We start from the raw sequence: 12938 nt of genomic DNA, 5'->3' as shown, positions 1-12938 counted from the left end.
GCTAGACCTCCTGCTCCCCAAGCGCGCGCTTCACTTCCTCGCGATCGTCGAAGTGAAAACGCTCGCTGCCCACAATCTGATAATCCTCGTGTCCCTTGCCCGCCACCAGCAGCAGATCGCCCTGGGCCAGCAGGGATACGGCAAGCGTGATGGCGCGCCGCCGATCCGGCTCGACAACATAGCCGCGCCCCCCCGCCCGCCCCAGTTCCTCCCGGGTCAGGGCCGGGCAGCCGGCCTCGCGCAGGCCCGCCAAGATCTCCGCGATGATGGCCTGGGGTTCTTCGCTACGCGGGTTGTCGCTGGTCACCACCACCAGGTCGGCATGACGCGCGGCAACGGCGCCCATGACCGGGCGCTTGCGCCGGTCCCGGTCGCCGCCGCAGCCGAACACCACCAGAACCCGGCGGGGCTCAAGGGCGCGCACCGTGACCAGGGCCTTTTCCAGGGCGTCGCCGGTGTGGGCGTAATCCACCAGGATGACCGCCCCGCGCTGGTTGTCCACGCTCTCCAACCGCCCGGGAACCTGCGGAGCCCGCGCCAGTCCGGCGACTATGGCCGCCTGCGGCAGTTCCAGCGCCTCGGCCGCGGCGATGGCACACAGCAGATTTTCCAGGTTGAACTGCCCGAGGAGCCGCGAATGGATATCCAGGCTGCCGCGCGGCGTCTGAATCCGGGCGCGGATTCCCTCCAGGGAGAGCTCCGCCGCCAGAGGCCTGACCTGGGCATCGTCACGACACCCGCACGTCAGGGCATTGGGCACCTCGGCCGCGAGGCGCCTGCCGAACTCATCCCCCACATGGATCACGGCACGCCCCAGATCGCGCGGCAGAAGGTCGCTGAACAGGCGCTTCTTGCTGGCGTAGTAGGCGTCCATGTCGCCGTGGTAATCAAGATGCTCCGGGGTGAGGTTGGTGAAAACGCCCACGGAAAAGCGCACCCCGTCCGCCCGGTGCTGTTGCAGGGCGTGGCTCGAAACTTCCATCACCAGGCTGTCCGCGCCCTGCGCGCGAAAATCCTGAACCACCTGCATCAGCTCCAGTGCTTCGGGGGTGGTATGGGGCGCGGGCAATTGGCGTGCGCCGAAACGGTAATTCACCGTGCCCATGACCGCCGGGCGATGACCGGCCTCGGCCAGAATCGCTTCGAGCAGCCAGGTGGTGGTGGTCTTGCCGTTGGTGCCGGTCACGCCCACCACCCGCAGGCCGGCCGTCGGATCGCCGAAAAACACCGCGGCGGCCTCGGCAAGGGCCGCGCGCGTGTCGGGCACCACCAGACCGGCAACCCCGGCGGGAAGCTCTCTTGCTTCCTCCATGACCACCGCCACCGCGCCGCGAGCGATGGCTTGGCCGATGAACTGATGACCGTCGGCATTTTCGCCGCGCAGGGCGAAAAATGCGCTGCCGGGGACCACCCGGCGGCTGTCGTAATGCAGGGCGCTGATCTGCGGATCCGGCAGGTTCGCCGCCGGAGAATATCCCGAAATCAGTTGGGAAAAATTCACAGAATCGCGCATTTTCCTATTCCTGTCGGAAAAAGTCAAAAGCTTTAAGACGAACTGGCGAGGCGCACGCGCACCTCGGAATCATAACGAATCGGCTCACCGAAGCGCGGCACCTGCTCCACCACCCGCCCCGATCCCTCCAGGCGGATATTGAGGCCGGTACGCTCCATGACTTGCAGCACCTGGCGATAACTCATGCCGGTCAGATCCGGCATGCGCCCCGGCCCCTCGCCCCCGGGTTCCGGCTCGATGAGCGGCGCCAGAGGCGTCAGGTTGCGCGCCTCCACCACCGGCGGCAGAGGGCTTTCCCCCTTGGGCGTGGTCGGCGAGACGCCCAGGTGAATCAAGGCCGGCGTCGCAATGCGCGAAAACACCGGCGCGGCCACCAGGCCGCCATAGGTATGCTCCTGAGGTTCGTCGAGCACCACGACCATGACGACCTTCGGATCCTCGGCCGGCACAAAACCGACAAAAGAGGACACCCGCTTGTCCACGGAATAACCACCGGTCACGGGATCGACCTTCTGCGCCGTGCCGGTCTTGCCCGCGACGCGAAAACCCGGTACCGCCGCGAGGGTGCCGGTGCCGCCGGTTTCGGTGACCGTCGCCATCATCTCGCGCACCAGTTCGGCGGTTTCCCGCGACACCACGCGACGCACGGCGGTGGGCGCCTGCTGACGCACCACCTGGCCACGGCTGTCGACGATCTTCTCCACCAGGTAGGGACGCATCAGGGTTCCCCCATTGGCAATGGCGGCCGTGGCCGCCGCCAATTGCATGGGCGTGACGCTGATCCCCTGGCCGAAGGAGATGGCGGCCAGGTCGATCTCAAACCACTGGGACGGATTGCGCACCAGGCCGATCGCCTCGCCGGGCAGGTCGATGCCCGTCTGGGCGCCGAAACCGAACCGCTCGATGTAGTGATGAAAACGTTCGCGCTCCAGCGACTTGGCAATCTTGGCCGTGCCGATGTTGGAGCTGACCTTGAGGATTTCGGGCACCGTCAGATTCTTGTAGGGCTTATGATCGTTGATGGTGCGCCCGCCGACGCGAAATTTGCCGTTTTCGCAGTAGATGGTCTGGTTTTTCTTGACCACGCCCTGCTCCAGCGCGGCCGCCAACAGAAAAATCTTGAAGGTCGAACCCGGTTCCAGGGAATCGCCGATGGCGCGATTGCGCCATTGGGCCGGCTTGTACTTCCAGAACATATTGGGGTTGTAGTCGGGCTGGCTGGCCATGGCCAACACACGCCCCGTGGCCGGATCCAGCATCACCACCGTGCCGGCCCGGGCACGCATGGCCTTAACCTGCGCCGCCAGCTCCTTTTCCACCAAAAATTGCAGGTTGCGGTCGATGGTCAGATAGAGGCTGTGGCCGAGATCGCCTTCGCGCACGACGTTGTTGCCGGCGGTCATACCGCGCCCCAGGGCGTCCTGCTCCATCAGCAGGTAGCCACCGTCACCGAGCAGGAAACCGTCGTAGGCGAGTTCCAAACCCTCAAGGCCCTGGGGATCAAGCCCGGTGAAGCCGATCAGCTGCGCACCGATCTCCGCATTGGGATAATAGCGCTTGTGCTCCTTGATGAAGCCGATGCCCGCCAGACTCAAGGCTTTGACCCGCTCGCTTTCCGCCGGCGTCACTCGGCGCTTCACCCACACAAATCCGCGCGGCCCGCTGAGTTTTTTCTGCAGATCGGACGCCTTGAGTTCCAAAGCCTGGGCCAGCTGGCGCGCGGTTTCCGCGACATCCTTCAGGCGGCTCGGATCGGCATAGATGGAATCATTTTCGAGGCTGACCGCCATTTCCTCGCCGTTGCGGTCAAAGATGGTGCCCCGTTGCGGGGCCAGGGGAACGGCGCGCTGAAACTGCTGCTCGGCGCGTTTTTGCCACATCTCGCCATTGCGTACCTGAAGGTAATAGGCGCGACCCACCACCACCGCGAAGGCTGCCAGAAACAGGACGCCGACCAGGCGCAGCCGCAGGCGGAACCAGCGTTCCACGTTCTCGACACTTTGGTTGGGTCGGATAGCAGCCACTTTTCAGGAGGGTCCTTTCTCATCAAGACTCAGCGCACGTTGATGATCTGTTCGGGCAGGGGCTGACGCAAGCCCAGCTTGGTGCGGGCGATACTTTCAATGCGCGAGGGGTTGCGCAAGCTGGCCACTTCCAGACGCAGCTGCCGCTCCTCCTGCTGCGCCTCGCGCAGAGTCGTCTCCAAGGTGGAAATCTCGTACTTGAGCTGAAAAACCTGGATGCGCGACCAGACGAAGAAAAGCGAGATCACCAGCACCAGGCCGACAAACAGCAGCAGCGGCAACAGACGTGGACGCGTCAGACTCAGCCGCACGCCGGAGGGTAAAAGTTGGGGAAGGGAATGGGCCATGGTCTCTCCTGTCGGTCACTTCAAGACGAAGGCAGCCGTCGCACGGCCCGCAACACCGCGCTACGCGACCGGGAATTGGCTTCGACTTCCTCCGCGGCGGGCCGCACGCCGCGCCGGGTCAACAATTCGACCCGCGGCAGATGCCCGCACACACAGCGCGGAACCCGCGGCGGGCAGATGCAGCCGCGCGCTTCCTCGCGAAAATAATGCTTGACGATGCGGTCCTCCAGGGAGTGAAAGCTGATGACCACCAGCCGCCCCCCCGGCAGCAGCAGATCGACGGCTTGGCGCAAGCCCTCCTCCACGTGCCGCAATTCGTCGTTGACAAAGATCCTGAGTGCCTGAAAGACCCGCGTGGCGGGGTGAATCCGGCCCGGCACCTTGCCGCCGGGCACCGTTTCGCGCACCAACTCGGCCAGTTCGCTGGTGGTGCGCAAAGGTTGGGTGCGGCGAATCTCCACTACACGGCGCGCGATGCGCCGGGCAAAGCGCTCCTCCCCAAAATCGCGAAAAATTCGTTCAAGCTCGCGCTCTTCGGCGCTTTCGAGGATTTCGGCGGCGGTGCTGCCGACCGAGGGGTCCATGCGCATGTCCAGGGGCGCGTCACTGCGAAAGGAAAAACCGCGCTCCGCCTCATCCAGCTGATAGGAAGACACCCCGAGATCCAGCAGAATGCCGTCGACTCCGGCGATTCCCAGCTCAGCCGCGACCTGAGCCATTTCGGCAAAATTGCGATGAAAAAGAACCACCCGCGCGCCCTGGTCGGCCAATAGCTTTCGGGCACGGCCCAATGCGGCCGGGTCTCGATCCAGACCGATCAAACGCCCGGCGGGTGCGGCGGCCTCCAGAATCAATCGTGCATGTCCGGCACCACCCAGGGTTCCATCGAGGAAAATGCCGCCGCCTGACGGCTGGAGATACTCCAGCACTTCCTTGGGCATCACCGGCACATGCCCCTCGGCGATACTCGCCCCCATCTAGAGCCCCAGATCGGCGACGAACTGAGGATCGGCGCGCAGAAGGTCCTGAGACTCGCGATTGACCTCGGCGTAGCGCGCCTGACTGAAAATATCGATTTTCTCGATCCCACCGACCACTACCACGTCCTGCTCCAAGCCGGCATAGGCGCGAAGGGCCTGAGGGAGTTGGATACGTCCCTGCTTGTCAAAGGCGCAACTCTCCGCCGGATTGAGAATCAAGCGGTTGAGCGCGGTGCGGCGCGGACCCGGGGCAACAGCGGCAATGTCCTTCTCAATGGCTTGCCAGCGCTCGAGGGGATAGGCGGAGAGCCCCCCGTCCATATTCTTGGTGAGCTTGAGCCCCTCGTCACCAAACTGACGCAGAACTTCCCGGAATTTTGCCGGAATGCTCACGCGCCCCTTGGCGTCGATGGTGTTGTGAAATTCACCGGTAAAGCTCACCCAACCCCCTGCTTGGCCGAAAATGACACCATTCCCCACATTTTGGGAAAAATATAGCCCCCACCCCCGGGAGTGTCAAGGAGATTTTTTTAATTTTTTTAGATTTTTTGCGACCTTGCCTTATTGTTCATGCAATAAAAAAGGCCCCCGGAAAGAGGGCCTCGACAGGCGGAGTCGCGTAACAAATGAATTATTTTTAAGTTTTTTCTTCCTCGGCGGGCAACACCATCTCGATCTCCTCGATGCGCCGCTCCACCACACGCACGACGGTGAAGACCAGGCCGTCGCACTCGCAGACCGCACCCTGTTCGGGGATGACGCCCATTTTGTGCATGAGAAAACCAGCCAGGGTGTTGGCATGCTCCTCGGCGAGTTCCAGGCCGAAACGGCGATTGAGAATCCGCAGGGTCACGCTGCCGTCGACCAGATACTGCCGTGGGCCAAGCTCGCGGATCTCGACTTCCTCGGCATCGTATTCATCCTGAATTTCCCCGACGATTTCCTCGACGATATCCTCCAGGGTCACGATCCCCTCCATGCCGCCGTATTCGTCGACGACGATAGCCAAATGCGCGCGCTTGCGACGAAAGGCTTGCAGCAGGGTGCCGATGCGCTTGGATTCCGGGACAAAATAGGGTGGCCGGCAGGACTCGCGCAGGCGAAAATCCTGGGGGCGCCCGACATAGCGCAGGATATCCTTGGAATGGATGATGCCGATGACCTGGTCGAGGCTGCCTTCATAGACGGGAAATCGTGAATGGTGCGCGCCCCGCGCCAAAGCCAGCGCCTCGTCGAAGGGGGTGCCGGCTTCCATGGCAACCACCTCGGTGCGCGGAATCATGATGTCGCGAGCGCGGATGGCGGAGAGATCAAAGATGCCGTGGAGCATGTGCCGGTTTTCCTTGGGCAGCACCCCGGCTTCCTCGCCGACGGAAATGATATTGCGGATTTCATCCTCGGAAAGGATCGGTCCCGGCTTATCTTCTCCCTGAATCAGGCGGGTGAGCAGGCGCGAGATGCGCGTCACCACCCAGATGACCGGCGCCAGCAGCCATAAGACCGCCAGAATCGGGCGCAGCACCCAGAAGGACACCCGCTCCGGATTTTTCGCCGAGTAGGTTTTGGGGCAGATTTCAGCAAAGATCAGCAGCAGTGGGGTCAGTACCAGAATGGTGAGCAGTTCGCCGCGTTCCCCGTAGAGCGAAACAAAAAGCCCCGTGGCAAACACCGAGGCGGCGATATTGACCAGATTGTTGCCGACCAGAATGGCGCCGAGCAGGCTCTCCGGCTGGTCGAGAAGCTCCTCCAGACGCTCGGCGTTCTTGCGTTTTTTCTTGACCAGGTATTTGACGCGCAGCTTGTCCAGGGACATCAGGGCGGTTTCCGACCCGGAAAAAAAGGCCGAAAGGACAAACAACACCCCGAGCACGGCAAGTCGAAACAGTAAGTCCTCGGACATTCCCTTCTCCAGTACAGCGAAACAGGCATTGTAATTCCGGGGAATATTACCTGATGCCGGAACGCATGACAATCATTGAGCCGCGGTGCGGCATAAATTGAAGCCGCCGGGCCGCTGTGCTATAAGGGCCTTCACCGCCTGGCAGGAAAGGACCTTCGCAACCCATGAACCGCAGTGACGCCCAAATCCGCCACCAACAACTCCGCGAGCGGATCGAACACCACGATTACCTCTATTATGTCCTTGATCGGCCGGAGATTTCCGATGCCGACTACGATCTGCTGATGCGCGAGTTGCTCGCCCTGGAAGCCGCGTTCCCCGATCTGGTCACGGCCGATTCTCCGTCCCAGCGGGTGGGCGCCAAACCCCTGGACAAATTCGCCCCCGCGCCCCATGCCGTGCCCATGCTGTCCCTGGAGAACGCCCTGGGCGAAAATGAATGGCGGGAGTTCGACGCGCGCGCCCGGCGCTTCCTCGCCACCGAGGACGAATTGGACTACGTCTGTGAGATGAAACTGGACGGCGTGGCGGTGGAGCTGGTGTATCGCCAGGGCCTGCTGGAAACGGGCAGTACGCGCGGTGACGGCCTGACCGGAGAAAACATCACGGAAAATCTCAAAACCCTGCCCACCGTCCCCTTGCGCCTGCGCGCTCCCCACCCGCAACTTCTCGAGGTGCGCGGAGAAGTCTACATGGATCTGAGCGATTTTCGCGCCTTCAACCGCGAACGCGAGGAAGAAGGCGAGGCAACCTTCGCCAACCCGCGCAACGCCGCCGCCGGCAGCCTGCGGCAGCTCGACCCACGCGTCACGGCGCGGCGCCCCTTGAAGATTTTCTGCTACGGCGTCGGTCGCATCGAGGGCGTGGACGAGGAGCCGGCCAACCATTTCACCCTTCTGGAGAAGCTGGGGGGATGGGGGTTGCGGGTGAACCTTCAGCAAACCCGCGTCCTGCGCGGCGCGGCCGCCGTCTGGGAACACTACGCGCAACTACTGGAACGCCGCGAGACCATCCCTTATGAGATCGACGGCCTGGTGGCCAAGGTCAACAGCCGCGCCCTGCAAGACGAACTGGGCGCCAAGTCGCGCTCGCCGCGCTGGGCGGTGGCGCTGAAATTTCCGCCGCGTCAGGCCCAGACCCGGGTCGAGGATATCCTGCCGCAGGTCGGCCGCACCGGCGCCATCACCCCCGTCGCCCAACTGGAGCCGGTGCAGGTGAGCGGCGTGACCGTCTCGCGCGCCAGCCTGCACAACTGGGACGAAATCGCCCGGCTTGACGTGCGCATCGGCGATCAGGTGGTGGTGGAACGCGCCGGCGACGTGATTCCCGACGTGGTGCGGGTCCTGACCGAACAACGCAGCGGCGACGAGCGCCCCCTGCCGCCGCCGCGCAGTTGCCCGGTTTGCGGCTCCGAGGCACGACAATTGCCCGGCGAAGTGGTCTATCGCTGCCTCAATCCGGCCTGCCCGGCCAAGCTCAAGGAGACGATCCGCCATTTCGCCTCGCGCGGCGCCATGGACATCGAGGGACTGGGCGAGCGCACCATCGATCAACTGCTGCGCCTGGGGCTGATCCGCGACCTCGCGGATCTCTATGCCCTGAGCAAGGAGGATCTGCTGCGCTGCGAACGCATGGGCGAGAAATCCGCCGCCAATCTCCTCGCCGCCCTCGCCGCCAGCCGCCGGCGCCCCCTGGCGCGGTTCCTCTACGCCCTGGGCCTGCGCCATGTCGGCGAACACGGGGCCAAGCTCCTCGCCCGCCGCTTTGGCAGCCTCGAAGCCTTGTCCGAGGCCACCCAGGAGGAGTTGCTGGCCATCCACGAAATCGGCCCTCAGGTGGCCGAGAGCGTGACGGCCTTTTTCCGCGATTCCGGCAACCGCCGTCTCCTTGAGCGCCTGCGCGAAGGCGGCGTGCGGCCGGAATCCGAAACCGGCCCCCGGGACGCGACCTTGAGCGGCAAGACCTTTGTCTTTACCGGCACCCTCACCCGCATGACGCGCCAGCAGGCCGAGGCGATGGTGGAGCAGCGCGGCGGCCGCGCCTCAGGCTCGGTGAGCCGCAAGACCTCCTACCTGGTGGCCGGCGATGACGCCGGCAGCAAACTCGACAAGGCTCGCGAGCTTGGCGTGGCCGTGCTCGGCGAGGACGATTTTTTACGGATGATGGAGGACCAATGAAACAGGTTCGCGCGCGGGTGCGCATCGAGGGGCGGGTGCAGGGGGTGAGTTTTCGCTACCACACCCGGGATCGGGCACGGCAGCTGGGACTGGGCGGCTGGGTGAAGAACCTCGCCGACGGCGCGGTGGCGGCGGTCTTCGAGGGCGATGAACCCAGCGTGCGCACCATGCTCGACTGGTGCCGCCAGGGTCCGGCGGCGGCCCGGGTGGACCGGGTGGAGCTGGCTCTCGAAGATGCCGATGGCGAATTTCAATCCTTCGAGATCGTTTTTTAGTTTTCCATAGGTCCCACAAAACCTATGCCTTCTCCCCCTTCCACCTGAGATATTCCTGATAAACCGCGCCGCGCGCCACGCCGGTCGCCTTGGCGACGCGCCGCACCAGTTCCGCGGGGGGCAGATCCTCCGCCGCGGCCAGGCGTTGCAGGGCGGCGGGCACCGCCTCCGGCTCGGTCTGGGCTTTCTCGCCCGGCGCGATGAGCAGCACGATCTCGCCGCGCACCTCCCCGGCAAAATGGACGCAGGCCTCCCCGGCGGTGCCGCTGAACAGCTCCTCATGCTTCTTGGTCAACTCGCGGGCCACCGCCACTGGTCGTTCGACCCCGTAAATCCGCGCCACGGCGCCCAGGGTTTCCGCCAGACGATGGGGCGCCTCGTAGAAGACCAGGGTGCGCGGCTCATCCCGCAGGGCCAGCAGCAAATCCTCGCGCGCCTTTTTTTTCGCCGGCAGAAATCCCTCGAAAGCAAAGCGATGACAGGGCAACCCCGCCACCGACAAGGCCGCGGTGACGGCCGAGGGTCCAGGCACCGCTTCCACGCGGATACCCGCCGCGCGACAGCATCGCACCAGCACATAGCCGGGGTCGGAAATGGCCGGCGTTCCAGCATCGCTGATCAGGGCGACATCCGCGCCGTCCCGCAGGCGGGCCAGCAGTTGCGCGGCACGCGCCTCCTCGTTGTGTTCGTGGCAAGCCACCAGGGGCGTGGCGATGGCGTAATGGTTGAGCAGCTTGCAACTGTGGCGGGTGTCCTCGGCGGCGATCACCGCCACCTCCTTGAGGATCCGCAGGGCTCGCAGGGTGATGTCCTCGAGATTGCCGATGGGCGTCGCGACGATGTAGAGAGTGCCGGGCATGGGCGAAGCTACTCCAGCCCTTCGAGTTCGGCCAGCCACAAGGCGGCGCTCGCATCGCTCGGCATGCGCCAGTCGCCGCGCGGCGAAAGCGCCAGACTGCCGATCTTGGGCCCGTCGGGCAGACAGGAGCGCTTGAACTGCTGGGAGAAAAAGCGGCGATAGAAATTTCTCAGCCATTTCAGCAGCTCGGACCGACTGAACTGCCCGGCGAAGACCTGTTCGGCGAGAAACAGGATGCGCCGCGGCGGAAACTGCATGCGCACCGCCTGAAAGAGAAAGAAATCGTGCAGCAGGTAGGGGCCAACCTGCTCCTCGGTCTTCTGCCGGATGTCGCCGTTGGCGTCGGGCGGCAGCAATTCAGGGGACACCGGCGTCGCGCAGATATCCTCCAGAACCTCGGACACGGCGCCGCTGAACCGGGCGTGGGCGCACCATTCCACCAGATAGCGCACCAGGGTCTTGGGCACCCCGGCATTGACTCCGTACATGGACATGTGATCGGCGTTGTAGGTGCACCAGCCCAGGGCCAGCTCGGAAAGATCGCCAGTGCCGATGACCAGCCCGCCGACCTGATTGGCCACGTCCATGAGGATTTGGGTGCGCTCGCGCGCCTGGGCGTTCTCAAAGGTGATGTCGTGGGTCAGGCCGTCGTGCCCGATATCGGCGAAATGCTGGAGCACCGCCGCGTCGATGGAAATGACGCGCAAGCTGACGCCGAGCAGGTCCGCGAGCTGTTCGGCATTGCCGCGAGTCCGCGTGGTGGTGCCGAAGCCGGGCAAGGTCAGGGCATGGATGCCTTTGCGCTCCAGGCCGAGTTTGTCGAAGGCCCCCACCGTCACCAGCAGGGCGAGGGTCGAATCCAGGCCGCCGGAGATGCCGATCACCACCTGCCGGCTGCCCGTGTGCCGCAGGCGCTTGGCCAGGGCGGTGGTTTGCAGGGCGAAGATCTCGCCGCAGCGCTCGCTGCGCTCCTCCTCGCCGCTGGGCACGAAGGGACGCTCGGGAATCTCGCGGCGCAGTCGCGCCAGGGGCCGGTCAGCGCAGGAGAAATCGATGAGCCGCCAGGCTCCGGGCGCTGCCTGGGCGGAAAAACTGTTGTTGCGCAGGCGCTCCTGACTCAGGCGCAGCAGATCCACATCGCTGATCGCCCAGCGCGCCTCAAAGCAAAAGCGCTCGCTCTCCGCCAGCACCTGGCCGTTTTCAGCGATCAGGCCATGGCCGGAGTAGACCAGATCGGTGCTGGACTCCCCCGGACCGGCCGAGGCGTAGGCATAGGCCGCCAGGCAGCGCGCCGCCTGGGACTGCACCAGGGCGCGGCGATACGCCTGCTTGCCGAGGATCTCGGGACTCGCCGAACAATTCACCAGCACCGTGGCGCCCGCCAGGGCCTGGGCCAAACTCGGCGGCTGCACCGCCCAGAGATCCTCGCAGATTTCGATGCCGACCAGGCAGTCGGGACGCTGCCGCCAGCGAAACAGCAAATCGGTGCCGAAGGGCACCGGCACATCGCCCAGACGCACTTCCGTGGCCCGGCTTTCGCGGGCCGAGGCAAACCAGCGTTCCTCGTAAAACTCGTTGGTATTGGGCAAAAAGGTCTTGGGCACCAAGCCGAGCACCCGGCCTTCGGCGAGAAACGCGGCGCAGTTGTACAAGGCGCCCTGGTGGCGCACCGGCAGTCCGACCACCATCGCCATGCCCAGTTCTCCACTTTTTTCGGCAAGGCGCGGCAGGGCCGCGACACCCGCCTCCAGCAACAGATCCTGATAGAACAGATCGCCGCAGGAATAGCCCGTCAGGCACAGCTCGGGAAACACCGCGAACTGCACGTCCTCCTCGCGCAGAGCCTCCAGGACCCGCAGGATTTCATCGACGTTGAAGGCGACATCGGCGACGCGCAGGGCCGGGGTCGCCACGGCCAGGCGCAGATAACCCAGGTTGGCAAAAGTCGGATTCATGGCAGGTCCTCGTGCGGCTTACAGGGTAAAGGCATTGGCGATATGCTCGATGCGCGGCCCGGCGGCGGAGGCGAGCACCGCCACCACATCGAAGCGCGGCTGCAACCCGCCGTGGCGGCCGCTGCCCAGATACCACTGGGCGGCGCGGATGATCTGGCGCTGCTTGCGGACGGTCACGGCATCCTGGGGCGCCCCGAACCGGGCGGTGCGCCGCGTCTTGACCTCGACGAACACCAGGTCGCGCCCCTGCCGGACAATCAGATCGATTTCGCCGAGGGGCGTGCGCAGGTTGCGGGCGACGACCTGGAATCCCCGCTCTTGCAAAAAGGCGCTGGCAGCCTCCTCACCCCAGCGGCCGAGGCTCTGGCGGGCGAGGGTCACGCCTCCTCCAGGTGCTCCCGCACGCCGCGAAAACTGCGTCGATGCTGGGGACAGGGCCGCAGGCGGGCGATGGCGTCGAGATGCGCGCGGCAGCCATAGCCCTTGTGCCCGGCAAAGCCGTAGCCGGGATAGCTGCGATCCAAGGCGTTCATGATGCGGTCGCGTACCACCTTGGCCACCACCGAAGCAGCGGCCACGGACAGGGAGCGCGAATCGCCCTGCTTGAGGGTGAGTTGGGGAATGTCGGTGGGCAGCGGAGTGATGCCGTCCACCAGCAGATAGTCGGGGGGCAGCGCCAGCCGCTTGACGGCCCGACGCATGGCCTGCAGTGTGGCCTGCAGGATATTGAGGCGGTCGATATCCGCCGCCGAGGCCACGCCGATACCCACCGCCAGCGCCGCCGCGCGAATTTGGGGATAGAGTCTTTGGCGCTGCTTTTCGCTAAGCTTTTTCGAATCCGTCAATCCGGGCAGGTCGAAACGCTCCGGCAGAATGACCGCCGCGGCCACCACCGGGCCGGCCAGGGG

Annotated in this window: 12 protein-coding genes; 2 read left to right on the top strand and 10 right to left on the bottom strand. The window is 64.7% G+C overall.

The genetic code is table 11. The features are described from left to right. Nucleotide 1: 1 nt before the first annotated feature. The 6 genes from QAT43_RS03330 to QAT43_RS03305 form a co-directional block, all read right to left on the bottom strand. The gene (locus tag QAT43_RS03330; RefSeq protein WP_305041619.1) at nt 2–1513 is read right to left on the bottom strand and encodes a UDP-N-acetylmuramoyl-L-alanyl-D-glutamate--2,6-diaminopimelate ligase; all 1512 of its coding nucleotides are present in this window, start codon (nt 1511–1513) and stop codon (nt 2–4) included. A 32-nt stretch (nt 1514–1545) separates the two neighbouring features. Beyond that, complete coding sequence (locus QAT43_RS03325; protein ID WP_305041618.1) at nt 1546–3501, bottom strand: penicillin-binding protein; 1956 nt, start codon at nt 3499–3501, stop codon at nt 1546–1548. A 65-nt stretch (nt 3502–3566) separates the two neighbouring features. Beyond that, entirely contained in the window at nt 3567–3884 is a 318-nt protein-coding gene (gene ftsL / locus QAT43_RS03320) for a cell division protein FtsL (protein WP_305041617.1), read from the bottom strand. A 20-nt stretch (nt 3885–3904) separates the two neighbouring features. Next, nucleotides 3905–4849, bottom strand: a complete 945-nt coding sequence (gene rsmH / locus QAT43_RS03315) for a 16S rRNA (cytosine(1402)-N(4))-methyltransferase RsmH (protein ID WP_442900196.1) — start codon at nt 4847–4849, stop codon at nt 3905–3907. 12 nt (nt 4850–4861) lie between these two features. Further along, a complete protein-coding gene (mraZ, locus tag QAT43_RS03310; RefSeq protein WP_305041615.1) occupies nt 4862–5305 on the bottom strand; it encodes a division/cell wall cluster transcriptional repressor MraZ in 444 nt (147 codons plus the stop codon). A gap of 196 nt (nt 5306–5501) precedes the next feature. Next, nucleotides 5502–6764: an HlyC/CorC family transporter gene (locus QAT43_RS03305; RefSeq protein WP_305041614.1), complete on the bottom strand. Its 1263-nt coding sequence runs from the start codon at nt 6762–6764 to the stop codon at nt 5502–5504. Nucleotides 6765–6928: 164 nt separating this feature from the next. On the opposite strand from QAT43_RS03305, the gene ligA reads away from it, so the two are divergent. Both ligA and QAT43_RS03295 read left to right on the top strand, forming a co-directional pair. Continuing rightward, nucleotides 6929–8941: an NAD-dependent DNA ligase LigA gene (gene ligA / locus QAT43_RS03300; protein ID WP_305041613.1), complete on the top strand. Its 2013-nt coding sequence runs from the start codon at nt 6929–6931 to the stop codon at nt 8939–8941. Further along, nucleotides 8938–9216 carry an acylphosphatase gene (locus tag QAT43_RS03295; RefSeq protein WP_305041612.1) on the top strand — a complete coding sequence of 93 codons (279 nt, stop codon included), beginning with the start codon at nt 8938–8940 and terminating at the stop codon, nt 9214–9216. The genes ligA and QAT43_RS03295 overlap by 4 nt, the downstream gene beginning before the upstream one ends. Nucleotides 9217–9238: 22 nt before the next feature. Here the strand turns inward: QAT43_RS03295 and rsmI are convergent, their stop codons facing one another. The 4 genes from rsmI to QAT43_RS03275 all read right to left on the bottom strand — a co-directional run. Continuing rightward, nucleotides 9239–10075: a 16S rRNA (cytidine(1402)-2'-O)-methyltransferase gene (gene rsmI, locus QAT43_RS03290; RefSeq protein ID WP_305041611.1), complete on the bottom strand. Its 837-nt coding sequence runs from the start codon at nt 10073–10075 to the stop codon at nt 9239–9241. An 8-nt stretch (nt 10076–10083) separates the two neighbouring features. Further along, a complete protein-coding gene (locus tag QAT43_RS03285; RefSeq protein WP_305041610.1) occupies nt 10084–12030 on the bottom strand; it encodes an NAD(+) synthase in 1947 nt (648 codons plus the stop codon). 18 nt (nt 12031–12048) lie between these two features. Then, a complete protein-coding gene (locus QAT43_RS03280) occupies nt 12049–12411 on the bottom strand; it encodes a YraN family protein (protein ID WP_305041609.1) in 363 nt (120 codons plus the stop codon). Further along, the coding region (locus QAT43_RS03275) for a ribonuclease HII (protein WP_305041608.1) at nt 12408–12938 on the bottom strand (531 nt) is incomplete at its 5' end. The genes QAT43_RS03280 and QAT43_RS03275, both read right to left, overlap by 4 nt.

It is taken from the genome of Geoalkalibacter sp., from assembly GCF_030604225.1.
Taxonomy (GTDB): Bacteria; Desulfobacterota; Desulfuromonadia; order Desulfuromonadales; family Geoalkalibacteraceae; genus Geoalkalibacter.
This window is presented reverse-complemented; position numbering and strand designations above follow the sequence as displayed.